We start from the raw sequence: 23,153 nt of genomic DNA on the forward strand, positions 1-23,153 counted from the left end.
AGCCCGAAACCCAACAAAAGAACAAACCACCACAAACCACACAAAATGCAGCTCATGCTGGCGTCCAAAAAATTACTACAAAGAAAAAATAAACAGTCCCCTCAACCCGACGGGGTCAAAAAGAGGAAACCAAAAAGGTAAACACAATCACATGCCAACCAATCCATCTCAATGCAGCCGAAACACCAAACAGCATTCAAAAAGGTACGTGTTCCACATACCCAACCGGCACACACCAACCAACAAACCACTAAGCCTGCTGGCAGACAAACCAATCAACACACAACCATGCACACAAAAAATAAAAAGTACATTGGCACACTATTGAGTTCTCAAACATCACCACCACACAACAACGACACACTTGCGTGTGTAGCTCGTCGTGAGCGAAAAATTTATTTTGTCAGGGCCTGTTTTCCTATCGCCGCTTCAGCCAGGAACTTTCTTGTTCCTGTGGGGCGCTGTCGGTCGCGCTGACTCGTATTAAGTTACACAGCGACTCAAACAAACACAAATCCCCAGGACAATTACTATTTTGGGAGCTTTAAGATACGCCCATCCAACGACTCATTCCGCCGCCGTGAACATTCGCTCGGCGAATGTAGCTGGGGAGGGTCAATGCCCATACTGCATAGAAGGCCACCGCCAAGAAGAACTTGGCAATTGCGGGGATGGGGGTCTGGACGTAAATGACGACTATTCCGGCTATGAGGACCGCATAGAGGATGAATAGGTACCAGTTCTTCTTTCCCAGAAATTCCAGCGTGACCAAAACCGGGGCACAGGTCGCACTAAGCAATGCGATGGCCGTAACGAGTTCACTGTCATTCGTCAGTGCTGCGCTGATACTGATGGCTGCGAGGACAGGTATCAGGCCGAGCACTGCAGTATGCAGGGCCCAATCTCTACGACTTCCTCCCATAACCGTGTATTCGCGGAGGGATTTTCTTAAGCTGCCCAAGACCGCCCCGAGCAGCACAACAGTCAGTACCCAGATGAAGATGCCGAGGAATTCGAGCACTGAAGCCGCGTCCTCATACTGGTAGAGAACTAAGCCAATCATCTGCGCCAAACACGCCCCACACCAAGCTTTGGCCTGCGGGCGATAGATCGTTTGCCCGGCCAAGGTGCGGGGGAACCAACCAAATCCGCTCGAAGGTTGCACGCCAACAGTGGTGTACCCGGAGCGTTTCGGAGTGGCGCTGCGATACATGGCCCATAGCGTCGCGACTGCATAAACAGGCAATGCCCACCACAGCTGCACAGTGAGAGCGCCCACGGCTGCCGCTAGTGCGAGTAGCGCGACGAGAATGCGACGATGTTCGTTCCAGATTTTCGATCCCAAGCCCACTAGTTGATATTTCTGAAAGTCAGGCTGCAGGGAGAGCACGAGCCCCAAGGAAGCGATTACGGGGAGCACGCTCCATGTTCCCTCTGCCATGACTGGCATGACCAATAATGCGAACAGGAAAAAGGTCCAGAGCCACCAATCGCCTAGGTACCACAGTAGTTTCATGCTCTCTCCTCTAATGCCAGCACCGCACGCTCTAAAGAGACCTCATTGACACGCAGGCCGTTGGCCTGGGCAATGCGAAAAATGGGATCGGTCGAAGCGGAGCGGGCGTCGATAAGCACGCGATCCCCTAAGGACGTGGTTGTCCTAGTCAGCTCAGGAAGGCCCAGCTCCTCGGCCGCTGCGGTGAGAGACTCGGATGGACCAGTGAGCTCCAGAATCCCCTCGATGAAGTCATCGATTGGACCGGAAATTGGATTATCTCCCATGAGAGAAACGGTATCGAGAAGGCCCGCCACCTCATTGAGGTGATGGGTGGAAATGACCATGGTGCGGCCGTGTTCCTCTCGCAGCACCTGATAAAAGAGCTCCCGGCGCTGTGCATCGAGGCCGAGATAGGGTTCGTCGAGAAGCATGACTTCGCAGCCAGATGCAACGGCGAAGATGAAGCCCACCGCAGACTTTTGCCCGCGGGAAAGGGAAGAATAAGCCTTGGCCGGAACATCAAAGCGAACCAGCAGCTCATTAAACCGCTCATCGTCCCATCGCGGCCACCGTGCCTTTCCTATGACGCCCAGCTTTCCGATGCCCCAGGAATCCGGTAGCGGGTTATCAATCCCCATCAAAATGACTCGGTTGAGAACCGATTGATTATCAAAAGGGTTCTCCCCGAAGACCGTTATCCCGCCTGATTGGATTTGGCCGGCGATCTTGCGCAGGAGCGTGGTTTTGCCTATGCCGTTGGGGCCAACTAGGCCGTGCGTCAGGCCATCGGCAAAGGTGAAATCTCGTGTCTTAATCATGAGTACATTCCTCGGCTTTCTGCAACGCGATCAAATAGGTCATGGAGTTGGGCGCGGTGGTACCCCAGCCGCACAGCTTCATCCACAAGCGGGGCCATGTATTCCGCCGCAAAATCGGCCCTGCGGCGCTCGCGGATTTTCGCCAGGGCACCGTCTGCGACAAACATGCCGATGCCGCGACGCTTATCCAGCACACCAATATCCACTAGGAGGCTTATCCCCTTGCGAGCGGTGGCCGGGTTGATGTTGTGGAAGTCAGCAAGCTCATTAGTGGACGGAGCCCGGTCCCCCTCGCCCAGGGTTCCGTCCACAATGGCGTCTTCCACCAAGGAAGCAATCTGGCGGAAGAGTGGTTGGGTGGAATTATCCATTAACCCTCGGTTCGTTGGTTAGCTACTTGTGTAACCAACCATATCGGCAACAGTCCACCGCTGCAATACTTCCGAAGAGAAAACTTTTTTGCCCCTACTGCGCTGGGATTTTGTCCAATGTTATCGACGTTTTGTGACTAATGGGGCACACTGGAAACCACAAAGAATTTTATTTAGAACAATTAGAACGGAACTTAGGAGCCATGCTTGAACGCACACTTGTCTTTGTCGATACCTCATACTTGCTCGCAAGCTTTTATAACTCATGGGACACCGGAGCTCGCGCGCAACTAGAAATCGATCTACCCGAGGTGGTCAGCACGATGGGCGGGATGATCGAGAACCAACTGGGAACCCCGATCCAACGCCAATACTGGTATGACGGCATTCCCGATACCGGCCCGCACCGCTACCAACGGGCGTTGCGCACCTGCGAAGGCGTACAACTACGCACTGGCCAGCTCATCGAGTGGGGTGAGCGCCGCACCCAAAAGGCCGTGGATACCCGGTTGGTGGCGGATATGGTCATCGCCGCCATGAAGGGTCAATTCACTGATTTTGTTCTCGTCAGCGGCGATGCAGACATGATTCCCGGTGCCCAGGCAGCCGTGGACAATGGCATCCGCGTGCATCTTTATGGATTTGGCTGGGACTCCATGTCCTCCGCCCTGCGCCATGCGTGCGATTCCACCACCATTTTGGACCCGCGCGAGGACTTCGCCGATGCTATGGAATTGCAGGTATTGGAAGGCCCGCTTCCGCCAGTGGTGCGCGAAAACGCGCACAAGGACAGCGAGGAAATGCCGGAGCCGGACGAATGCGGCGAGCCTTCGGAGGTGGAAGCAGCCTTCGGTGCTACCGAAAAGCCCACCCCGGCCCCAACGCCCAAGCCGGCTCCGCCCAAGGTGGATGCTGCAGAGGATTCCCCCGCCGAGGAGGACTCTCCCGCGGAGAAACCAGCACCAAAGCCATCCATGATGGCTCCTCGCCGCAAACTGCGCTCTAAATATGTTCCGCTGCCAGAAGAAGTGTGGAGCTCGGCTGGATTCCAGTCCCCCTTTGACGTGGGCCAGCAATACGCCTCGTGGTGGTTCGATAACGCTGCTAGCACCGAGCAGCGCGACCAGGCACACCTGCTTTCGGGCGGCGGGCTTCCCCCGGAGATCGACCGCCCATTACTGCAATTTGCCTGCGAAACCCTGCACGAATACACCCTGACCGAAACTCAGCGCGTGAACCTGCGCGATGGTTTCCACTCGGGGATTCGTGGGGTTTTAATTAACGTTCGCCGGCAGAATTAATCGCCGGACTCGAGCTCTTTCTTCTTCTTAATATCCGCCCGGATGGCATCAAGGCGCGCAGTCGCCTTCATGTCATTGCCGGCCGCTTTAATCTCACTAATGCGATCACCGCCGGTAGCATGCTGCAATTCTTGCGCGCCCAGGGCATCGGCGTAGCGCTTTTCAATCTTGGCGCGCACAGAATCAAGAGTAGGCACGGAATCATCCGGGTTTAGCTGATTCATGGATTCAATGGCCTGAGCGTTCTTTTCTTGCATCGCTGCTTGATCCGCTTGGGCCTCCAGCTGGCTAACCTGGGCTAGCTGCTCCTTCAAGCGCGCCTCAGACTGCTGCTGCTGGCTCTTGGCCTGCGCGGCAGCTTGCTCTGCGGCAGCGTACTGCTGCTTGACGTCTTCCAGTTCCTGCTCCACTGCAACCAGCTGAGAAGCAACAACTTCCGCAGCCTGGTTATATTCGGCAGCCTTTTGCGGATCCTCCGCCGCATCTGCCAGTTCCAATGCACGCTGGGTTTGAGATTGGTAGTCCTGCTGGGACTTCACCAGGCGGTCCATCTGCATTTCCAGCTGAGACTTATGGCCGATGATTTCTGCGGCGTACTCAGAAATCTGCTGGTGCTGCTCCTTGGATGCCTGAACAGCCTGCTGGATCTGCACCTTCGGATCAGCGTTCTCATCAATCTTCTGATCGAAGGAACTCATCATGTACTTCCAACCTTTGCTGAAAGGGTTAGCCATTATCTTCTCCTATCTTCTCCTTTGGAAATAAAAAAGACGCTTTCTAGCGAGTTTAGCGATACTCACCAGAAAGCGCCGAGGAAGCTAGTAGGTATTAGCCCTGCGCATTTTGCTCTTCTACCTGGCGGCGGACCTCTGCCATGTCGAGTTCCTTAACCTGCTTGAGTAGGTCTTCCAATGCTGCAGGGGGCAGCGCGCCAGCCTCACGGAATACCAAGATGCCATCGCGGAAAATCATCAGCGTTGGAATGGACTGAATCTCCAGTGCGGATGCGAGGCCTTGGTTAGCCTCGGTATCCAGCTTGGCAAAGGTAGCATCCGTGTGCTCTTCGGAGGCCTTTTCAAAAACCGGCGCAAAGCGCTTGCACGGTCCGCACCAATCGGCCCAAGCGTCTACGAGCGTAATGCCTTCGCCGGTAACGGTTTCTTCAAAGTTTTCTTCGGTGACATCGATAGTAGCCATGCTTGATCTAACTCCTTTACGTATCGCTTTATTCCCCCAACGTACCTGAATCATCCTTGTCACATACCCCTAGGGGGTATAAAATCGGTACAGAAATCAACCCAAAGGAAGGATCATTATGAGCACCAAGAACTACACCGTAGAGGGCATGACCTGCGGACATTGCGAAATGTCAGTAAAGGAAGAAGTCGGCGAAATCTCCGGCGTTAGCGAAGTCACTGCAGACCACACCACCGGCGCGGTTACGGTTAGTGGCACCGATTTCACCGATGAACAGGTAGCGGCCGCTGTAACTGAGGCCGGCTACACGTTGAAGTAGGCACCGCCATGTCCCACTTGGACCTTGGCGTCACGGGCATGACGTGCACTTCCTGCTCCTCCCGCGTCGAGCGCAAACTCAACAAGCTTGACGGGGTAAGCGCCAGCGTCAACTTTGCCACCGAGGCAGCGGCCATCGAGTATGACTCCCAGACGGTTAGTCCGCAGGAGCTCATTTCGGTGGTAGAGGGCGCAGGTTACGGCGCTTTCGACATGGCCGAGACGAAGGCGGAGGATCCCCAGCCTAAGAAGGATGATGGCGACGCGTTGCTGCGCCGCACCATTGTCGCCGGAGCTTTATCGCTGCCGCTCATGATGGTATCGATGTCGCCGGCCCTGCAATTTCCCAATTGGCAGTGGGCCTGCGCCATCATCGCTACCATCGTCTACATCTTTGGTGGCGCACCTTTCCACACCGCCACGTGGACGAACCTTAAGCACGGTTCTTTCACCATGGACACGCTCATCACCATGGGAACTTCGGCGGCCTACTTCTGGTCGCTGTGGGCACTGTTTGTCGGCAACGCGGGCGAACCGGGCATGAAGATGCACATGTCGCTGGATGCAAACGCGGCACAAATGGACCACATCTATTTTGAATCCGTAGGCATGGTCATTACGTTCCTGCTGCTCGGCCGCTGGTTCGAGGCGCGGGCCAAAGGCCAGTCTTCGGAGGCGCTGCGGGAGCTGCTCTCCTTAGGAGCTAAGGAAGCCTCGGTACTTACCGCACAGGGCGAGCGGCGCATCCCTATTGCACAGCTGCAGGTAGGCGATGTCTTCGTAGTCCGCCCAGGCGAAAAGATCGCCACCGATGGCATCGTGAAGGCGGGCAACTCGGCCGTCGATACGTCCATGATTACCGGCGAGCCAGTACCCGTTGAGGTGAGTACCGGCGATGCGGTCACTGGTGCAACCATCAACGCTTCGGGCCGCATTGAGGTGCGAGCCACCAAGGTGGGCGAGGATACGGTACTGGCCCAGATGGCCCAGCTCGTCACAGATGCCCAAACCTCCAAGGCACCAGTGCAGCGCCTCGTGGACCGCATCGCGCAGGTCTTCGTCCCTGTGGTGATTGCGGTAGCTGCGCTTACGCTGATTGTTCACCTCTTCTTCGGCGGGATAGCCCCGGCCTTTATCGCCGCCGTATCCGTTCTCATTGTGGCCTGCCCATGCGCCATGGGCTTGGCGACGCCCACCGCTATCCTCGTCGGCACCGGCCGCGGGGCACAGCTCGGGCTTGTCATTAAGGGCCCGGAAATCTTGGAGTCTACGCGCCAAATCGACACCATTGTGATGGATAAAACCGGCACGGTCACGGCTGGAGAGATGTCCGTTACCGCCGTCCACGGTGACGTGCTCGAGCTGGCCGCGGCCGTCGAGCACAATTCCGAACACCCCATCGCCCGTGCCATTGCCCAGGAATGCAGCGTGGAACCGGCTACCGAATTCGCAGTAGTTCCAGGCGGCGTGGAAGGAACTGTAGAGGGGGTCCGAGTGGGCGTCGGCAAGCCGCAAGGCCCCTTGGGGGACTTAGAAGCACCATTCCGCGAGGCACAAGACTCTGGTGCCACGCCGGTGGTTGTCTCCGTGGACGGCCAACCTGCCGGAATCATTGAGGTCCGCGATACCATCAAGCCCAGCTCTGCCGCCGCAGTGGCACAGATGAAGGAACTTGGGCTTACCCCTTACCTGCTAACCGGTGATAACGCTGGAGCCGCCCACGCCGTGGCCGCCGAGGTAGGAATCGAGCACGTCAGAGCCGAAGTCCTCCCAGAAGACAAGGTAGATAGCATCAAGGAACTGCAACGCTCCGGGCATACCGTGGCGATGGTCGGCGACGGCATTAACGACGCCGCCGCCCTTGCCCAGGCGGACCTTGGGCTCGCCATGGGCGCGGGTACCGACGTGGCAATTGAAGCCTCTGATATCACCCTGATGAACGGCGATCTACGCTGCGCTGCTGATGCCATTCGGCTCTCGCGCCGCACGCTAGCAATTATCAAGGGCAACCTTTTCTGGGCCTTTGCCTATAACGTCATACTCATTCCTGTTGCCGCGCTTGGCCTGCTCAACCCATTATTTTCCGGCCTCGCGATGGCACTGAGCTCGGTTTTTGTGGTTACCAACTCACTACGCCTGAAAGGTTTTTCTGTTCAGCGATAGTATTATCGCATGCTCAGCCGCACCGAACGTCTCGATCGCCTTCCCGTCACCTCTAAGCACAAGCGCCTACTCTTAGGTTCCGGCCTTGGATGGGCGCTTGATGCTATGGATGTCGGGTTAATCTCCTTCATCATGGCCGCCCTTGCCGTTCACTGGGATCTAGGTGCCAGCCAGACCTCCTGGTTGGCCTCGGCAGGCTTCCTTGGCATGGCGCTCGGTGCAACCTTTGGCGGATTGCTGGCAGATAAATTCGGCCGCCGCAATGTCTTTTCTCTCACCTTGCTTGTCTACGGCTTGGCAACAGGGGCATCCGCGCTAGCTGGGGGACTTACGGTTCTCATCTTCTTCCGATTCATCGTTGGGTTGGGCCTCGGAGCCGAGCTACCAGTTGCCTCCACGCTCATATCCGAATTCGCGCCTCGGCGGGTCCGCGGAAGGATGGTAGTCATTCTCGAGGCATTCTGGGCCTTGGGATGGATCCTTGCGGCCATCATCGGCACTTTCGTGGTGAGCACATCTGAATCCGGTTGGCGCTGGGCCCTGGCCCTTGGCATGCTGCCAGCCGCGTATTCAATCTATGTGCGCCGCGGTCTACCAGAATCTGTGCGTTTCCTTGAATCCAAAGGCCGCCATGATGAGGCCGAAGCTATCGTTGCCAGTTTCGAAGCCGCGGCGGAAAATCGCCCGCTGGACGATGCCCTCCCAGAGCCCACACCTTCCCCCGCAGCGTCTATCTGGAGTCCGCAGCTACGAAGGAGGACCGCGGCGTTGTGGACCATTTGGTTCTGTGTAAACCTCTCCTACTATGGCGCCTTCATCTGGATTCCCTCTCTGCTAGTAGCCGACGGTTTCTCCCTAGTGAAGTCTTTTAGTTTTACCCTCATTATCACCCTTGCCCAGCTGCCTGGCTACGCGGTGGCAGCTTGGCTCATCGAGCTCTGGGGCAGGCGGGTAACCCTCGCGGTATTCCTGCTCGGCTCGGCAGCAGCAGCCGGCCTATATGGAGCAGCAGCTACGGAAGCATTGATCATCCTGGCTGGTTGTCTGCTCTCCTTCTTCAACCTCGGCGCCTGGGGAGCCCTCTATGCCATCGGTCCGGAGCTGTATCCCACTTCATTGCGAGGGCGTGGTACGGGAGCGGCAGCAGGCTTCGGTAGGCTAGCATCTATTGCGGCCCCACTAATCGTCCCGCCACTGCTTGCTGCGGGTGGGACGGCCTGGTTATTTATTGTATTCGCCGCAGCATTTGGCATTGCGGCTGCCGCCGCCTTCAGTCTGCCCGAGCAGAAAGGAATAGCGCTTGCTCAGTAGGCTCTCCCTCGCCGCGTGGACGGCCGTTATGGTCGCATTGACCACGCTCAAGCCTTTCTACCAAATCGGCTATTTGTGGAAACCGGAAAATCAGCGTGCGCGAGAACTGCGCTGGGTGCCGCTGGATGAATTCTGCGGCGGCAGCTGGTTTGGTCCGCTATTTGAGTACGCGGGAAACACGGCCTTCTTTATCCCGTTTGGAATGCTGGTGTTTAGTCTGTGCCGTTCCATTAAAACCACTGTGGCGTGGGGATTTGGCCTGAGCCTAGTGCTGGAGGTGTGCCAATATGCGTTTGCCCTTGGGCGAACGGATATTGATGACCTCATATTTAACACCGTGGGCGCACTCATCGGTGCGGCGTTCGCCCGCCTATGTGGCGAACGCTTCTTCCCCGTCTGGCGCTGGTTAGCGCTTGCCGCAGCTGCGGTTTTCCTGGTGTTGGTTATCCTCGGCCCACGATTGGGCGATCCCAATGCGGTGGTCGACCTGTAATTTATCCGTGGGCCATATTGACGAACTTGGAGTAGTGCAGCTGGTGTGCCACCTGCACGGTATCGATTGGACCGCCACGGTGCTTGGCTAGGATAATATCCGCCTCGCCGGCGCGCTCATTATCGCGATCCTGGGAGTCAGGACGGTACAGCAGCATGACCATATCGGCGTCCTGCTCCAAGGAGCCGGACTCACGGAGGTCAGCAAGCTGCGGCTTTTTATCAGTACGCGCCTCGGGTCCACGGTTCAGCTGCGAAATTGCGATGAGAGGAACCTCTAGCTCCTTGGCCAAAAGCTTGAGCTGGCGGGAGAATTCGGAAACCTCTTGCTGGCGGGACTCAACCTTTTTACCCGAAGACATCAGCTGCAGGTAGTCCAAGACGATCAAATCCAGCCCGTGCTGCTGCTTTAGGCGGCGAGCCTTGGAACGAATCTCCATCATCGTCAGGTTTGGAGAGTCATCAATAAACAGCGGGGCGTCTTGCACTCGGTTGAGGGTCTCATCAATTTTCGCCCAGTCCTCGGTGGAGACACGGCCGCCGCGCATATCGGCCAGCTTGACTTCTGATTCCGCCGAGAGCAGGCGCATGACAATCTCCGAGGCTGACATCTCGAGGGAGAAGATTACCGAGGACTTACCATGCTGCAAGGAGCAGGACCGCATGAAATCCATGGCTAGGGTCGATTTACCCACACCGGGACGAGCAGCGACGATGACCATCTGGCCCGCGTGGAGACCGTTAGTCAGCTTATCTAGATCGATAAAACCAGTTGGCACGCCTAGTTCCACACCGCCGGCTTGCTGCAGTGCTGCCAGCTCATCAATGGTGGGGTCAATGAGGTCACCCAAGACTCGGTAATCTTCCGCAGTTTTGCGCTGGGCGACGGCGAAGACTTCCTGCTGGGCGCGGTCCAGGACGGACTCGATCTCTGCATCCTCGGTGCCGGAAAATCCTAGCTGTACTACGCGGGTGCCGGCATCAACCAGCTTGCGCAACACGGCCTTCTCCGCCACGATCTCTGCGTAATAGCGGGCATTTGCCGCCGTCGGCACCGTGGCCAGCAGCGTGTGCAGATAGGGGGCGCCACCAACGCGTTCGAGGTTATTAAAGCGATCCAGCTGAGAGGCCAAAATGACAGCATCGACGTCTTTACCCTCAGAATAAAGGTCCAGCATGGCGCGGTAGATCAGGGTATGGGCCGGATAGTAAAAGTCCTCCGGTTCCAGTTCCTCAATGACTTCCATCACCGTATGGGGACTCAGCAGCATTGCGCCTAGGACGCCCTGCTCCGCCTCCCGGTCTGCGGGGGGCTGGCGGAATTCTCCATAGCGCTTTGGCTCTTCCTGCTGAAAGCGACGGCGTGGGGCCGGTTCCTCCTCGGGCGGCGGCTCCGGCGGCAGGTGTTCATCGTCAAAGCTGGCGTTGGTCATGTCTTCCCCCTTGTAGCTATTCGAGCGAGCGTAACGGAATTTCAGTTTAGTCTAGCGCCGGGACACTACCCCCTGGGTATAAAGCCGGAAGTTATCCACAGGATGGTGTGGAAATTGCTGGTCGCGGCATACTCGGGCCGCAATTGCCCTGCATATGCTTGTGGATAACTCAAAACCTCCATGACCTGCACACATCATATCCCCTGCTCACGACGGGTTTTCGCAGATGTGAAAAGTGGCACATTAACAGTGGATAAGGGCCCTGACCTGCGGGTTAATAAAGCAACCGAGGTGTAAACGCAAAGTTAATGAGCTGGAGAGTTATCCACAGATTTCCACAGTTATCCACAAGCCGGTGAAAACGCGCTAAAGGCCCCAAGAGCCTGCCACCTCACATAGCAGGAACTTGAGGCCTAAAGCGTTGCTGTTGTCTTTGGGTCTATATGGACCGTCGTGCGCCTAGTTAGGCAGCAACGACCGAGAAGTTCACCTTGCCGATAACATCAGCGTGCAGCTTCAGCTCGACCTGGTAGTTGCCGGTCTTCTTGACCAGGCCCTTTGGAAGCACAACAATGCGCTTATCCAGCTTTGGGCCACCGGCCTTGGAGACGGCGTTGACAATGTCTTCTGCTTTAACGGAACCGAAGAGCTTACCGGATTCGGAGGTCTTAACCTCTACCTTGACATCCGTCAGCTGCTCGAGCTGGTTGCGGACCTCACGTGCGTGATCCAGGTCGCGAATCTCGCGAGCTTCCTGGGCGCGCTTGATGCCCTCAATCTGCTTCTCTGCGCCGCGGGTAGCCACGATAGCCAGGCCGCGAGGAAGCAGGTAGTTACGTCCGTAGCCGTCCTTAACCTCAACAATTTCGCCAGCGGCGCCGAGGTTCTCAACGGCAGCGGTGAGGATCAGCTTCATGATCCCTGCCTTTCAATTGAGTTAGTTGAATAGTTGCGGGTGACAGACTTAGAACGGAGGTTCAGAATCAGCGCCTCCGAAACCACCAGCTGGTGGCGCGGAGTTCCACGGATCCTCAGAAGGAGCCTGGTTCTGCTGCTGCGGCTGCTGTTGCTGGCCGCCTCCAAAACCGCCCTGATTATTGTTATTCGAGCGCTGCTGGCCGCCGCTAAAGTTATTGCCGCCCTCACGTGGATTGCGGTTTACCTGTGCGGTGGCGTAGCGCAGAGACGGGCCGACTTCGTCGACGTCAATCTCGAATACGGTGCGGTTTTCACCCTCGCGGGTCTGAAAGGAACGCTGCTTCAAGCGTCCGGTAACGATGACGCGCATGCCCTTAGACAGGGTTTCGGCGACGTTTTCTGCCGCCTGACGCCATACGTTGCAGGTCAGGAACATAGCTTCGCCGTCTTCCCACTGGTTCGTCTGCGAGTTATAGCGACGAGGGGTGGAGGCGACGCGGAAGTTAGCTACTGCCGCACCCGCCGGGGTGAAGCGCAGCTCGGGGTCAGCAACGATGTTGCCTACCACCGTGATATTGGTATCTCCCTGTGCCATGTCTTTACTCCTTATCGGTTACGTGGATTGTGCTTGATCCCAGTATCCGTTACTTGCTGTCGGTGCGCAGAACCTTGGTACGCAGGATGGTGTCGTTCAGGTTCAGACGGCGGTCGAGCTCGGCAACCGAAGTGTGCTCGCACTCCAGGTTGACGACGGCATAAATGCCCTCTTCCTTCTTGTTGATGGGGTATGCAAGACGACGCTTGCCCCATACATCAAGGTTCTCAACCTTGCCGCCATCCTGGCGGACGATTTCGAGGAACTTATCCAGGGACGGGGTTACGGTGCGCTCATCCTGATTAGGATCCAGAATGATCATGACTTCGTAGTGACGCACGGACCTCATCACCTCCTATGGTCTAGTAGTTTTCGGCTGCATCACCTTTGCGGATGCAGCAGGAGGGTACGTTGCGTCAAGCAACCCCACTACAGTACCGCAAGTGACCGGCGAAAAGAAATCTAACCGGTGGTAGTTGCGGCGAAAAACACAGCGGCTGTCGCCGGAATGATGGTGAGGAAAAGGATAGCCAAGATCCCTAAAACGATGGGCCCGCGCCGATCCTCGCGGTTATGAAACAGCCAAAAGGCACCCATCACGCAGAGAAAGCCTAAGAAGATGGAGGCCATCCCGATATAGGTAACAATCATGCGAATGCTCCTGCCAAAGGATCACTGCTACCATGCGCATCGCGCACCTTATCCGTGACCTTCCCACACATCTGGCGAATGATAAATACAGCCATGGCGATAATGAGGGCATCGCGGGAAATAACGGCGACGTCGAGAAGCTCGTGCGGAATGCCCTTATTGTCCGTGCCCAGCATGTGCCACATCAATAGCGGCCATACCAGGGCGTCGACAAGCGCCCAGCTAAAGACCAGACGCCAGCGCGGCAACGCCAGAGCTGCGGGGACCACCAGCCACAGCGAATACTGCGGCGACCACACCTTGTTGACCAATAAAAAGGCAGCCACGATGAGGTAGACCAGCTCTGCCATGCGCGGGGTTCGCGCGCTGCGCAGACCCAGCACCGCAATTGCTGCGCAAAGAGCCAAAAAAGCCACCAAGCTGAAGGTATTGAGAAACTCTGGGCTAAAACTCATGCCGGTATTGCGGCTGAGCACTGAGTAGATGGTGGTCCACTCCGCACCGCGCTCTTGGTTGAGGCGGAAAAATTCTCGCCACGCATCCGGGTATTTCATTGCCACCGGCGCGTTGACCGCAATCCAAGCTACGGACGCGCCAAGTAAGGCTAGGAAAAATTGCGACCAACGGCGGTTGCGCACCGCCAAGACCAAGAATGCCCCCAAGATGAAGACCGGCCATAGCTTGAAAGAGGCGCCAAGGCCGATAAGGACACCTGCTACCACCGGCCGCTTGCGCGCGGCGGCCAGAAGCGCGCCTACGGCAAAGGCGATGGAGGGGATATCCCAGTTGCTAAAGGCGTGAATGATGATAAGGGGGCTGGCCGCTACGAGGATGGTGTCCCACGTGCGATTGCCTACCAACAGGTAGACCATATAAAGCACGCCGACCCAGATACAGGACATGACCAGGGCGGTGAGGCCGAAGTACCAACCGGCCTCCGGGATTCCGGCCCACTCCACAAGGGAATAGGTATTGCGGGCGATCCACCCCATCATTCCTTGGAATAAGCCCGCGAGGACCGGGTATTCCATATAGCGGGTCAGGTCGCCCTCCTGCCAAGAATAGGCATAGGGGAAGCCGCCTTCATCGAGGCCACGGCCGCCGTAGAGCGGGATGATGTCGTTATAGCAGAAAGAGGTGTACTGGCGGTTTGCTGCCCAATTCAAGCTAATAACCCCGTCATCACCGCGGGTACCGCCGGCACAATTGGCTTTGGAGAGGAATCCGCAAGCCAGAAATACCCAACCGACGGCGATGATGGCGCGCAGCGGGGTCCACCATTGAGTGGGGCGAACGCCGGCAAAACGGCCCATTGGCCCGCCGAGGAATTCAATTACTCCGCGGGCCAACGGCTCTGAGGAGACGGGAATGCGCTGGTGCGAATTCACTGTCACTGCCGCCTACCCTAGAAGGTCTGCCAGGTCGCTATTCGGACCAATGAGGTCATCTAAGGACGGAGCCTCTTGCTGGGCCGGTGCTTGGTTGTTGTTGCCATTGTTGCCATTGTTGCCACGGTTGCCACGCTGTGGACTTGGCGCTGGCTTCGGGCTCTCCGGCTTCTCTTGTGGCTGGACCGGCTTGGTCTCTTCTTCCGGCGCAGCCTGCTGCTCTGGAGCCTCGTAGTTTTGCGTATCGCCAGCGCCGCTATCCCAGCTCGGGTCATAGGCCGGGGCGGCCGTTCCGGCGCCCATATTGCCGAATCCCAGTGGATAGGCGGCCGGGAAGTTTTGGAATTCGGAGTTGGCCAGGGAGTTATCCAGCACGGCCTTCCAAATCTTGGTCGGCGCGCCCGCGCCGTACATGATGCCACCGTACTGATCGAAAATGGCGGAGGTGTTATCTGCGGTACCTACCCACACGGCAGTGGCCAGCTGCGGGGTGGCACCAACCATCCAGGCATCCTTGTTATTTCCGGTATCGCCCATCTGGGTCGTACCGGTCTTAGAGGCAGAAGCGCGGCCGCCCGCAAGGGCGCCATTGGACCACGCGGCTACCGGCTCCATGGCCTCGAGGACGTTATTGGCCACATTGGACGATACGCGGCGCTCGCCTTCATCTTCAGGGTGCTCGTACAGCACTTCGCCGGCGGCGTTTTCTACGCGCTGCACAAAGTGGGGATTATGCCACACACCCTGGTTAGCCAGGGTGGACATCGCGGTAGCCATATCGAGCGGGCGGGACTGGTACTGACCCAGGACGATGCCCTCGAATGGCTGCTTGCCCTTTTCCGTCAGCGTCTTCTCAATGCCCGGCAGGGACTTAGCCACACCCAGGGCATGCGCCATATCCGCGGTGTCCTGCGTACCGTTCTTCAGGTCCGCCTGCAGGCGCAGGAAGGAGGTATTCAGGGACTGCTTGGTAGCCTCGCGCAGGTTGCATACGCCGCAGCCACCGCCCACGTTGGTAACCACATCGGATCCCGGCAGCTGATAAGGAGCAGAAGAGTAATTAGTATCCAGGCTAATTCCCTGCTGCAGGGCAGCTGCTAGGGCCATGATCTTGAAAGTCGAACCGGTCTGCAGCGGGGAGTTGGCGTAATCCCAACCATTGGAATCGTGGCCACCGAAGTACCCGCGGACCGCACCGGTCTTTGGGTCGATGGTGACGGAAGCCGCACGTGCATCTTCCTGCAGGGGAGCCATCTGCTCATCGACTGCCTGGATGGTGTTGTTCTGCACGTTCATATCAATGGTGGTGGTAATGCGCAGACCACCGGTGGACACCTCGTTTTCGGTGATGCCTACCTCTTCCAGCTCACGGATGACCTGATCTTTGATGTGACCGTTGGCGCCCGGGGCCTCAGTATAAGCCGAGTACTCGGTTGGGTCGCGGGTCTCCGGGAAAGTCATCCCATCGCGCTGTTCTTGGGTGAGGTCACCCATGCCCACGAGGCCATCTAGGACGTAGTTCCAGCGGTCCTCGGAGCCCTCTTGGTTCACGCGGGGGTCGAGTCCGGACGGGGACTGGATGAGGCCGGCGAGCATGGCGCCTTCCTCCGGGGTGAGGTCCTTGGCGTCCTTATTAAAGTAGGCGTTGGATGCGGCCTGAATGCCGTAGGCATTGCGTCCGAAGTACACGGTGTTGAGGTAGGCGTTGAGAATATCCTTCTTTTCCCACTCATTGGTCATTTTCACCGAGTAGATAAGCTCGCGAATCTTGCGCACATAGGAGTACTCATTACCCACCAGCGTGTTCTTCACATACTGCTGGGTAATGGTGGAACCGCCACCAGCATCAGCGTTGCCGGTTACCTTACCCACCACGGCGCGGCCGAGGCCGGTGAAGGAGAAGCCGGAGTTATCCCAGAAATCGCGGTCCTCCGCGGCAAGCACGGAGTCCTGCACATAGTCCGGGATCTCATCCAGGTTTACGTGGGTACGGTTGCCTTCCGGCGGCACCAAACGGGCGAGCTGGGTCTGGTTATCGCCCGCGTAAATGGTGGAGACTTGGTTATTGGCCAGGTCCTTGGGCTCCGGAACGGTGTATTGCGAGTACGCATAGGCAAAAAGTCCTGCGGGCAATGCCACAAAGACCAGTAGGAACGCCAAAACGACCCACGGCCAGATGCGGCGTTTCTTCTTCGCCTGCTTTTTGCTGGGGCGAGCCACCTTAGTGGACTTGCCGGTAGATTCCTTCTCGGTCACTGATTCGTGTCCTCATTCATCCCTGATCACAAACTAAATAATTGCAGCTTACTGCCTAAGGCGGTGCGCCGGAAACTAACACGCGTTAAAAGCAGTAGCAGAACGCAACAAGTGGTTCCACCGGCACTGGCGACATACCTCCACCTCGTGCACCGTAAACTCCAAGCCCTCGGCTACAAATTCCGCTATTTCTTTATCACTACGGGCGCTCCCAGCACGCCGGCCGAGGTTCTCTCCATAGACCCAGCGGGTAAGCCGCAAAGGCTCGCCGCACACTGGGCATTCTTTATCCATGGTGCGCCCGTGGTGCTCAGCTGCGGCGCGCAGCAGAAAATCGGCATCGCATACCTCTTCCCGTGTGAGCTGCCCAGCGCGAAATTCGCGCAGATGGTGGGCGCGTTCCCACTCGTGGGAGAGCACATGCTTATAGGCAACGGAATTCACCCGGATCATCCTAATTACCTCTTCTTGATCGATCCACATGGTGTTATGCCACCGCAGGGCATAATTTTCGGCTTAGTCTTGCGTAGTCACTGACAACCACAATTCATGGATATAAAAGGAGTAAACCTTGTCCGAGAAGGTAAAGGTCGCCATCGTGGGCGTCGGCAATTGCGCCACGTCCCTCATTGAAGGCGTGGAGTTTTATCGCAACGCCGCTGCCGATGCAGATATTCCCGGTTTGATGCACACCCAGTTTGGCCCGTATCACGTCGGCGACGTGGAATTTGTTGCCGCTTTCGACGTGGATGCGGACAAAGTGGGCAAGGACCTTGCGGAGGCCACGCGCAGCTCCCGCAATTGCACCATTTCTATTACCGACGTCCCGAACCTGGGCGTTACCGTGCAGCGCGGGCCTACCCTGGATGGCTTGGGCCGTTACTACCAAGAGTCCATTGCGGAATCAGAAGCCCCGCTTGCCGACGTCCCCGCTGTCCTTCGCGAATCCGGCGCCGACGTCGTAGTTTCCTACCTGCCGGTGGGCTCCGAAGATGCGGATAAGTTCTACGCGCAAGCGGCCATCGATGCCGGTTGCGCCTTCGTCAATGCCCTGCCGGTCTTTATTGCCTCTGATCCAGAATGGGCGAAGAAGTTTGAAGACGCCGGGCTGCCCATTGTGGGCGATGATATTAAATCCCAGGTAGGTGCCACCATTACGCACCGCGTCATGGCAAAACTCTTCGAGGACCGCGGCGTGCGCTTGGAGCGCACCATGCAGCTCAATGTGGGCGGCAATATGGACTTTAAGAATATGCTCGAACGCGAGCGCCTCGAATCAAAGAAGATTTCCAAAACGCAGGCCGTCACCTCTAACCTGCACAACTCGCCTATCGCCGGCAAGCGCGAGGACCGCAATGTTCACATCGGCCCTTCGGATTATGTGGAATGGCTCGATGACCGCAAATGGGCCTATGTCCGTTTGGAAGGATCTGCCTTCGGCGAAGTCCCGCTGAACTTGGAGTACAAGCTGGAGGTCTGGGACTCACCTAACTCTGCCGGCATCATCATTGATGCTGTGCGCGCCGCCAAGATTGCCCTCGACCGCGGGGTTGCCGGCCCAGTACTGCCTGCCTCGTCCTACCTGATGAAGTCCCCGCCGGTGCAAAAGGCCGATGACGTGGCACGCGCCGAGCTGGAAGATTTTATTGCCGGAAGCTAACTTTTTAACTTCCAAACTACCGCGCAGAGAAAACGAGCTATACAATCGTTTTCTATGACGCAGCAACATGAGGAGAAGGGCCCCGCTCAATCCCCGTCTACATACGAGGATGCCGTCGAGGTCGCGCGTTCCATCCAACCGGCGCTCAATAAGCTCATCCTTATTTTCCAGCGCACGGCAGAGGGCTCTTCTTTGACCACCTCCCAGGTATCCATCATGAACCAGCTGCGTATGCGGGGTCCATCACGCGTATCCACCATCGCGCAGGCAGAGCTTATCCGCATGCCCACCGCCTCTAACGCGCTCTATCAGCTAGAGCGCCACGGCTACGTAGAACGCCACCGCGATGAGGAAGACCGCCGCGGTGTCCTGGTAGCGCTGACGCAATTGGGCGAATCTGAACTCGCCATCGTTTCACAGCAGCGCGCCTCGGCCTTGGCAGAAATCATGCGGTGGCTAGAGCCTGAAGATTTGGATACCGCGAATGAAGTAGCCACTGTCATCTCCAAGCTTGCAGATGTCTATCGCCCCACAATGAACGGCGAACAGCGCTAGTTTTGCCCGCGGTGATTTCATTTTTCTCCGGCTTAACGTGATAATTGAGGGAAGCGAAATAACCGTAATCGTTCACTAGTTCATATCGTATGGCAACTGATATTTCCGATGGGCATCTCCCAGCCTTGAGCAAAGGCTCGGCCGAAAAGCCACTTCGCATCCTTATTTCTTGGAGCCCCGCTTCCTCCGGCACCGAGGCACTCGAGTGTGCCGCGTGGCTTTCCCGTACCGCTGATATCCAGGTACGCGTCATCTCTACCGTATTCCAGCCGTGGACTACTACTTCCCTCAGCAAACTAGGCGGAAAATATAAAAAATGGTTTAAAGAACAAAAGGAGGCTTGTGCCGCCGCTACCCGTGCCGCCCTCGATGAGGCCGGCGTGCCGCGTAGCTGCTGGGATGAGAAACCCTCCCTATTGGTCGACGGCCCTTCGCGCCCCCAGCTGCTGACGGAAATGGCCAAGAAGTTCGAGGCAGACCTCATCATTTTGGGGCCCAACCAGGCCGCGCCCAAGGGGCGTTTCTTCGCCGGCTCTACGGCCGATACCTTGCTGCATTATTCTCCTCAACCATTGGGCTTGGTGCCTCGCAAGGTAAAGCTATCCAAGCACGGCGTCACCCGCTTTAACTTTGCCATTACTGAACGCAGCCCGCGCGAAGATCATGAGATGCTCGCCGCAGCCGAGCTTGCCAATCGCTGGAACCTGCCGCTGCGCCTGCTGGCTTTCTCGGCAAAGGGCTTGCTCAGTACCCCGTCGAAGGATAAGCACGATATGGCGCTCGAGCTGGCGGCGGAGTGGCTCGAGGATTCCCTTGCCATGCTGGATCGCGCCCGCGATTGCATCCAGGAGAAATTCCCAGAGCTGGATGTCACCTCTGAAATTGGTTCCGGTGCCGGCTGGGGCGGCGCAGTGGATTCGCTCAAGTGGAAAAAGGGCGATCTCATGCTTATGGCCTCCACCCCGCAAGGCCCCATCGCCCGCGTTTTCTTGGGTTCTACTGCCACGGAGCTGCTGCCGCATATTCGGGTGCCCATCTTGGTCCACCCAGCCTGCGGTTAGGATTGGGGTATGAGCCAGCGACCAGAGCATCCCGAAAACGATCTGACATCCGATGCTGACTATGCCAATCTGCGCCGCCCAGAACCGCAGAGTTTCGATGAGCTGGCCGATGAGCCGGATCCTTTAGAGATTGCCGCTGCTAACCGCCGCTCTACCCGGCAAGCCGTCTGGTACATGCTCGCAGTCCTTGTCATCTCCGCGCTCTATGGCTTCGCGGTCGCGCTCGCCGCTAGGCTTTTGGGCGGTCCTTTATGCGAAGATGGCACCGCTACGTGGCTCTGCACCGATGGGCAGCGCACCTTCTTTAGCCTGACCACCCCGATCATTCCCTTCTTCGGCATGATTGGCTGCGCCATCATCATGGTGCGCAAGCTACACCGCTATCTGCGCTGGCGGAGTTGGATGGCCATTTTCTGGGTGATGGCCTGCAATTTCATGCTCTGGACCATTACCGATATCCAGCTATTTCTCATGGACTCGGCTGCCGCCTAGAAAACTTCCCCCCCTCCCGATGATCCTCCTGCTTGATAATTACGATTCTTATACCTTCAACCTGGCTCACCTCATTGCAGAGGTAGACGGCCGTCACCCACTCGTTATTGCTGCCGGCGAGGCGGAAGGTCTGGCCGAGCGCGTCCGTGCCGGCGAATTTTCTCATGTGGTGATTTCTCCTGGTCCGGGCACGCCTGAGCGGGAGGAGGACTTCGGTGCTGCCCGAGCCATCATCACCGCCGCAGCAGCGGCCGAGATTCCGGTGCTGGGCGTATGCCTCGGCCACCAAGGGCTGGGCCTGTTGGCCGGCGCTCAGGTTTCTCGTGCGCCACAACCGCGCCACGGTTTTGTCTCCACTATTAGCCACTCGGGCGAGGGCATCTTTGCCGGAATCCCGCAAAATTTCGAGGTAGTGCGCTACCACTCCTTGCAGATTGACGAGGTCCCCGGTATCACCGTTCATGCCCGTAGCGAGGATGGCGTCATTCAAGCGCTCAAGGTCGATGGTTTGCCTCACTGGGGCGTGCAATTCCACCCGGAGTCGGTGCTTACCCAGCACGGCCGGGATATTATGCGCAACTTCCTGGGTGGGTTCCGCCTGATCCACCGCGAGGTGCCCGGCGCGGTGGACTGCCCGCGGGTCTTTGCTACCCTGCGCGCCGAAGGAAAAGATGCCTTCTTCCTCGACTCCGCGGATCCGCGCGGGCGCTACTCCATCCTCGGAGATACTGCCGGCACGTTGAGTCGTTCTTTCCGCTATCGGCTTGGTGACGCCCCCGATATCCTTGCCCTCTTGGACCGCGAGCTCGCTACCCGCGTCGCCAACGCCCCAGAACTTCCTTTCACCGGCGGGCTCATCGGCTACCTAGGCTATGAGTGCGCCCAGCTCACCCTGCCCATTGAGTCAAGCCACCGCTCCCCTTACCCAGATGCTTATTTTGTGCGGCCGCAGTCTTTTATGGTCTATGACCACCGGGAAGAAACAGCGCATCTGTGCTGCCTGGCTGGCGACGGCGCCGAGCAACTGCTGGACCGATTAGAAGCCGCCTTGAGTGCGGATGAACCACAGGAGACTGGGGAGGGCAGCGGGGCGTCGCTAAGCGCAGGCGCCTGGCGCAGCCCCGGCTACCTGGAGCGGATTAAGCGCGCTCAGGAGTTCCTGCACGCCGGGGAGAGCTACGAAGTCTGCCTGACCGATACCTACTCGGCCGGGGCCGAGGGGGAGCTTTATTCCCAACTGCGCTCACACAATCCCGCTCCCTATGCCGCGCACCTCGTCTTCGATGGCGTGGAAGTCTGCAGCACCTCGCCTGAGCGCTTCCTCACCGTGCGCGGCCGTGAGGTGGAAGCCAAGCCGATTAAGGGCACTATCTCCGCCGACCAGGATCCGACGTTGCTGACCACGGACCCGAAGACGCGCGCCGAAAACCTCATGATCGTCGACCTGCTGCGCAATGACCTTTCCCGGGTATGCGAGCCCGGCAGCGTGCGCGTACCGAAGTTGATGCAGGTAGAAAGCTATGCCACGGTTCATCAATTGGTGTCCACCATTACCGGAGCGCTGCGCGCCAATGCCACTGCGGTCGATGCCCTCCGCGCCACCTTTCCTCCCGGCTCGATGACGGGCGCGCCAAAGCTGCGCACCTGCGAAATCATCGATCAGCTCGAGACCGGCCCGCGCGGGGTCTACTCCGGCGTGGTGGGCTACTTGGGCTTCGATGGGCAAGCCGATCTCAGCGTGGTCATCCGCACGGCCGTACGCGCGAGCGGTGAGGTCACTATCGGGTCCGGCGGGGCCATCGTTTTGGATTCGGATCCGGCCGCCGAGCTAGAAGAGCGCAACCTTAAGGCGCAGTCCGTATTAGGGGCATGGCAGTGAGTACCTATCTCTGGCACGAGGGCGGCTTTATTCCCAGCCAACCCCATCCCGGTCCCTTTGACGTTGCGGATTCTTGGCGGATGCTTGGCGACGCCCACTCAAGCGCCCTTCGCCTTCACCTCCGGCGCTTCGAGTCGGTGGCGGGGCCGCTTCCCGCTGGGTTCGTGCCTGCGATGCTACAGCGCTTCGCCCCCGGCGATCTTTTTCCCCGCATCTCGCTAGCTGCAGGACAACTGCGCCTCGATATTCGCCCCGCACCCCCTGCACGCCCAGTCACCCGGCTAACCTATGCGCAGGCACCCGACCCGCGCTCGCAGCCTTTTGTTAAGGGCCCCGATTTCCCGGCACTGGCACGCTACCGCGCCGAATACCAGGACGACGGTGCCGATGACACCGTCATTGTGGATTCCTCCGGTGCCATGGTGGAGACCACCACCGGCGCGCTCGTCGCCTGGGAGGAGGAGACGCTTATTCTCTCCACCGGGACGGCGCTGCCCAGCATCACGCTGCACCAGGTCACCCAGCGCGCCGCGGCCCTAGGCATACGGACCGAAACACGCCCGCTCACCCCGGAGCTCGCCACCGAATGCCCCCTGTGGTTCCTCAACTCGCTGCACGGAATCAGCCCGGTGACCGAACTATACACACCTACCGGCATCATCTATCCGCCCTGCAACCAGCACACCGCCACCTGGCAACAGTGGTGGTGGGACTCCTTCCACAAGGAAACGGCGCGCGACTAGCTCTCCTGCTTGGCTAGCTGGGCTGCCAACTGCGTTTGCACTGCATGTTGACC

Annotated in this window: 24 protein-coding genes; 11 read left to right on the top strand and 13 right to left on the bottom strand. The window is 58.0% G+C overall.

Annotation, left to right across the window (positions count from 1 at the left end; translation table 11 throughout):
• Nucleotides 1-544: 544 nt before the first annotated feature.
• Genes ACP8J1_RS11305 through ACP8J1_RS11315 form a run of 3 tightly spaced genes read right to left on the bottom strand, consistent with a single transcriptional unit; the run spans nt 545 to nt 2,687 of the window.
• Nucleotides 545-1,516: a hypothetical protein gene (locus tag ACP8J1_RS11305; protein WP_023020122.1), complete on the bottom strand. Its 972-nt coding sequence runs from the start codon at nt 1,514-1,516 to the stop codon at nt 545-547.
• Complete coding sequence (locus ACP8J1_RS11310; protein WP_023020123.1) at nt 1,513-2,316, bottom strand: AAA family ATPase; 804 nt, start codon at nt 2,314-2,316, stop codon at nt 1,513-1,515. Before ACP8J1_RS11310 ends, ACP8J1_RS11305 begins: the two co-directional genes overlap by 4 nt.
• Nucleotides 2,313-2,687 carry a GntR family transcriptional regulator gene (locus tag ACP8J1_RS11315; protein ID WP_023020124.1) on the bottom strand — a complete coding sequence of 125 codons (375 nt, stop codon included), beginning with the start codon at nt 2,685-2,687 and terminating at the stop codon, nt 2,313-2,315. Before ACP8J1_RS11315 ends, ACP8J1_RS11310 begins: the two co-directional genes overlap by 4 nt.
• 203 nt (nt 2,688-2,890) lie before the next feature.
• Between ACP8J1_RS11315 and ACP8J1_RS11320 the strand changes: the two genes are divergently transcribed.
• Nucleotides 2,891-3,988, top strand: coding sequence for an NYN domain-containing protein (locus ACP8J1_RS11320; RefSeq protein ID WP_023020125.1), 1,098 nt, complete (start codon nt 2,891-2,893; stop codon nt 3,986-3,988).
• Here ACP8J1_RS11320 and ACP8J1_RS11325 read toward each other — a convergent pair.
• Entirely contained in the window at nt 3,985-4,722 is a 738-nt protein-coding gene (locus ACP8J1_RS11325) for a PspA/IM30 family protein (RefSeq protein ID WP_023020126.1), read from the bottom strand. The two genes, ACP8J1_RS11320 and ACP8J1_RS11325, sit on opposite strands and share 4 nt — an antisense overlap.
• 94 nt (nt 4,723-4,816) lie before the next feature.
• A complete protein-coding gene (gene trxA / locus ACP8J1_RS11330; protein WP_005325956.1) occupies nt 4,817-5,185 on the bottom strand; it encodes a thioredoxin in 369 nt (122 codons plus the stop codon).
• A gap of 118 nt (nt 5,186-5,303) precedes the next feature.
• Here trxA and ACP8J1_RS11335 point away from each other — a divergent pair, with 118 nt between their 5' ends.
• The 4 genes from ACP8J1_RS11335 to ACP8J1_RS11350 are packed head-to-tail and all read left to right on the top strand — an operon-like array spanning nt 5,304 to nt 9,470.
• Complete coding sequence (locus ACP8J1_RS11335) at nt 5,304-5,504, top strand: heavy-metal-associated domain-containing protein (protein ID WP_023020127.1); 201 nt, start codon at nt 5,304-5,306, stop codon at nt 5,502-5,504.
• Between the two features lie 8 nt (nt 5,505-5,512).
• Nucleotides 5,513-7,666, top strand: a complete 2,154-nt coding sequence (locus tag ACP8J1_RS11340; protein ID WP_023020128.1) for a heavy metal translocating P-type ATPase — start codon at nt 5,513-5,515, stop codon at nt 7,664-7,666.
• A 9-nt stretch (nt 7,667-7,675) separates the two neighbouring features.
• Nucleotides 7,676-8,977 carry an MFS transporter gene (locus tag ACP8J1_RS11345; RefSeq protein ID WP_023020129.1) on the top strand — a complete coding sequence of 434 codons (1,302 nt, stop codon included), beginning with the start codon at nt 7,676-7,678 and terminating at the stop codon, nt 8,975-8,977.
• The gene (locus tag ACP8J1_RS11350) at nt 8,967-9,470 is read left to right on the top strand and encodes a VanZ family protein (protein WP_023029499.1); all 504 of its coding nucleotides are present in this window, start codon (nt 8,967-8,969) and stop codon (nt 9,468-9,470) included. The genes ACP8J1_RS11345 and ACP8J1_RS11350 overlap by 11 nt, the downstream gene beginning before the upstream one ends.
• A 1-nt stretch (nt 9,471) precedes the next feature.
• Here ACP8J1_RS11350 and dnaB read toward each other — a convergent pair whose 3' ends face one another.
• The 8 genes from dnaB to ACP8J1_RS11390 all read right to left on the bottom strand — a co-directional run bounded on the left by dnaB (nt 9,472) and on the right by ACP8J1_RS11390 (nt 17,163).
• Entirely contained in the window at nt 9,472-10,902 is a 1,431-nt protein-coding gene (gene dnaB / locus ACP8J1_RS11355) for a replicative DNA helicase (RefSeq protein WP_023020131.1), read from the bottom strand.
• 463 nt (nt 10,903-11,365) lie between these two features.
• Nucleotides 11,366-11,818, bottom strand: a complete 453-nt coding sequence (rplI, locus tag ACP8J1_RS11360) for a 50S ribosomal protein L9 (RefSeq protein WP_023020132.1) — start codon at nt 11,816-11,818, stop codon at nt 11,366-11,368.
• A 48-nt stretch (nt 11,819-11,866) separates the two neighbouring features.
• A complete protein-coding gene (locus tag ACP8J1_RS11365; protein WP_023020133.1) occupies nt 11,867-12,415 on the bottom strand; it encodes a single-stranded DNA-binding protein in 549 nt (182 codons plus the stop codon).
• 49 nt (nt 12,416-12,464) lie between these two features.
• Nucleotides 12,465-12,755, bottom strand: coding sequence for a 30S ribosomal protein S6 (gene rpsF, locus ACP8J1_RS11370; RefSeq protein ID WP_023020134.1), 291 nt, complete (start codon nt 12,753-12,755; stop codon nt 12,465-12,467).
• Nucleotides 12,756-12,877: 122 nt separating this feature from the next.
• Nucleotides 12,878-13,066, bottom strand: coding sequence for a hypothetical protein (locus tag ACP8J1_RS11375; RefSeq protein ID WP_023020135.1), 189 nt, complete (start codon nt 13,064-13,066; stop codon nt 12,878-12,880).
• Nucleotides 13,063-14,460 (bottom strand): glycosyltransferase family 87 protein, encoded by a 1,398-nt coding sequence (locus ACP8J1_RS11380; protein ID WP_034655600.1) that lies wholly within the window; start codon nt 14,458-14,460, stop codon nt 13,063-13,065. Before ACP8J1_RS11380 ends, ACP8J1_RS11375 begins: the two co-directional genes overlap by 4 nt.
• A gap of 6 nt (nt 14,461-14,466) precedes the next feature.
• On the bottom strand, nt 14,467-16,710 hold the full coding sequence (locus tag ACP8J1_RS11385) for a transglycosylase domain-containing protein (protein WP_023020137.1): 2,244 nt from the start codon (nt 16,708-16,710) through the stop codon (nt 14,467-14,469).
• Between the two features lie 75 nt (nt 16,711-16,785).
• A complete protein-coding gene (locus ACP8J1_RS11390; protein ID WP_034655603.1) occupies nt 16,786-17,163 on the bottom strand; it encodes a DUF5318 family protein in 378 nt (125 codons plus the stop codon).
• A 118-nt stretch (nt 17,164-17,281) separates the two neighbouring features.
• On the opposite strand from ACP8J1_RS11390, the gene ACP8J1_RS11395 reads away from it, so the two are divergent.
• The 6 genes from ACP8J1_RS11395 to ACP8J1_RS11420 all read left to right on the top strand — a co-directional run bounded on the left by ACP8J1_RS11395 (nt 17,282) and on the right by ACP8J1_RS11420 (nt 23,100).
• Nucleotides 17,282-18,370, top strand: a complete 1,089-nt coding sequence (locus ACP8J1_RS11395; RefSeq protein ID WP_023020139.1) for an inositol-3-phosphate synthase — start codon at nt 17,282-17,284, stop codon at nt 18,368-18,370.
• Nucleotides 18,371-18,424: 54 nt separating this feature from the next.
• The gene (locus ACP8J1_RS11400) at nt 18,425-18,925 is read left to right on the top strand and encodes a MarR family winged helix-turn-helix transcriptional regulator (protein WP_023020140.1); all 501 of its coding nucleotides are present in this window, start codon (nt 18,425-18,427) and stop codon (nt 18,923-18,925) included.
• Nucleotides 18,926-19,014: 89 nt separating this feature from the next.
• Nucleotides 19,015-19,986, top strand: coding sequence for a universal stress protein (locus tag ACP8J1_RS11405; protein ID WP_023020141.1), 972 nt, complete (start codon nt 19,015-19,017; stop codon nt 19,984-19,986).
• Between the two features lie 9 nt (nt 19,987-19,995).
• Entirely contained in the window at nt 19,996-20,478 is a 483-nt protein-coding gene (locus tag ACP8J1_RS11410; RefSeq protein ID WP_023020142.1) for a hypothetical protein, read from the top strand.
• Nucleotides 20,479-20,497: 19 nt separating this feature from the next.
• Nucleotides 20,498-22,357 carry a chorismate-binding protein gene (locus ACP8J1_RS11415; RefSeq protein ID WP_023020143.1) on the top strand — a complete coding sequence of 620 codons (1,860 nt, stop codon included), beginning with the start codon at nt 20,498-20,500 and terminating at the stop codon, nt 22,355-22,357.
• Nucleotides 22,348-23,100: an aminotransferase class IV gene (locus ACP8J1_RS11420; RefSeq protein ID WP_023020144.1), complete on the top strand. Its 753-nt coding sequence runs from the start codon at nt 22,348-22,350 to the stop codon at nt 23,098-23,100. Before ACP8J1_RS11415 ends, ACP8J1_RS11420 begins: the two co-directional genes overlap by 10 nt.
• Nucleotides 23,101-23,153 lie beyond the last annotated feature (53 nt).

The organism is Corynebacterium sp. LaCa_205 (genome assembly GCF_057458085.1).

Bases quoted from the DNA above. Each gene is read 5' to 3' on its own strand.
- dnaB (WP_023020131.1), bottom strand. From the start codon at position 10,902: ATGACCAACGCCAGCTTTGACGATGAACACCTGCCGCCGGAGCCGCCG.
- ACP8J1_RS11405 (WP_023020141.1), top strand. From the start codon at position 19,015: ATGGCAACTGATATTTCCGATGGGCATCTCCCAGCCTTGAGCAAAGGC.
- ACP8J1_RS11415 (WP_023020143.1), top strand. From the start codon at position 20,498: ATGATCCTCCTGCTTGATAATTACGATTCTTATACCTTCAACCTGGCT.
- ACP8J1_RS11400 (WP_023020140.1), top strand. From the start codon at position 18,425: ATGACGCAGCAACATGAGGAGAAGGGCCCCGCTCAATCCCCGTCTACA.
- ACP8J1_RS11315 (WP_023020124.1), bottom strand. From the start codon at position 2,687: ATGGATAATTCCACCCAACCACTCTTCCGCCAGATTGCTTCCTTGGTG.
- ACP8J1_RS11335 (WP_023020127.1), top strand. From the start codon at position 5,304: ATGAGCACCAAGAACTACACCGTAGAGGGCATGACCTGCGGACATTGC.
- ACP8J1_RS11310 (WP_023020123.1), bottom strand. From the start codon at position 2,316: ATGATTAAGACACGAGATTTCACCTTTGCCGATGGCCTGACGCACGGC.
- ACP8J1_RS11390 (WP_034655603.1), bottom strand. From the start codon at position 17,163: ATGATCCGGGTGAATTCCGTTGCCTATAAGCATGTGCTCTCCCACGAG.
- ACP8J1_RS11410 (WP_023020142.1), top strand. From the start codon at position 19,996: ATGAGCCAGCGACCAGAGCATCCCGAAAACGATCTGACATCCGATGCT.
- ACP8J1_RS11305 (WP_023020122.1), bottom strand. From the start codon at position 1,516: ATGAAACTACTGTGGTACCTAGGCGATTGGTGGCTCTGGACCTTTTTC.
- rplI (WP_023020132.1), bottom strand. From the start codon at position 11,818: ATGAAGCTGATCCTCACCGCTGCCGTTGAGAACCTCGGCGCCGCTGGC.
- ACP8J1_RS11375 (WP_023020135.1), bottom strand. From the start codon at position 13,066: ATGATTGTTACCTATATCGGGATGGCCTCCATCTTCTTAGGCTTTCTC.
- ACP8J1_RS11345 (WP_023020129.1), top strand. From the start codon at position 7,676: ATGCTCAGCCGCACCGAACGTCTCGATCGCCTTCCCGTCACCTCTAAG.
- ACP8J1_RS11325 (WP_023020126.1), bottom strand. From the start codon at position 4,722: ATGGCTAACCCTTTCAGCAAAGGTTGGAAGTACATGATGAGTTCCTTC.
- ACP8J1_RS11365 (WP_023020133.1), bottom strand. From the start codon at position 12,415: ATGGCACAGGGAGATACCAATATCACGGTGGTAGGCAACATCGTTGCT.
- ACP8J1_RS11420 (WP_023020144.1), top strand. From the start codon at position 22,348: ATGGCAGTGAGTACCTATCTCTGGCACGAGGGCGGCTTTATTCCCAGC.
- ACP8J1_RS11320 (WP_023020125.1), top strand. From the start codon at position 2,891: ATGCTTGAACGCACACTTGTCTTTGTCGATACCTCATACTTGCTCGCA.
- trxA (WP_005325956.1), bottom strand. From the start codon at position 5,185: ATGGCTACTATCGATGTCACCGAAGAAAACTTTGAAGAAACCGTTACC.
- ACP8J1_RS11340 (WP_023020128.1), top strand. From the start codon at position 5,513: ATGTCCCACTTGGACCTTGGCGTCACGGGCATGACGTGCACTTCCTGC.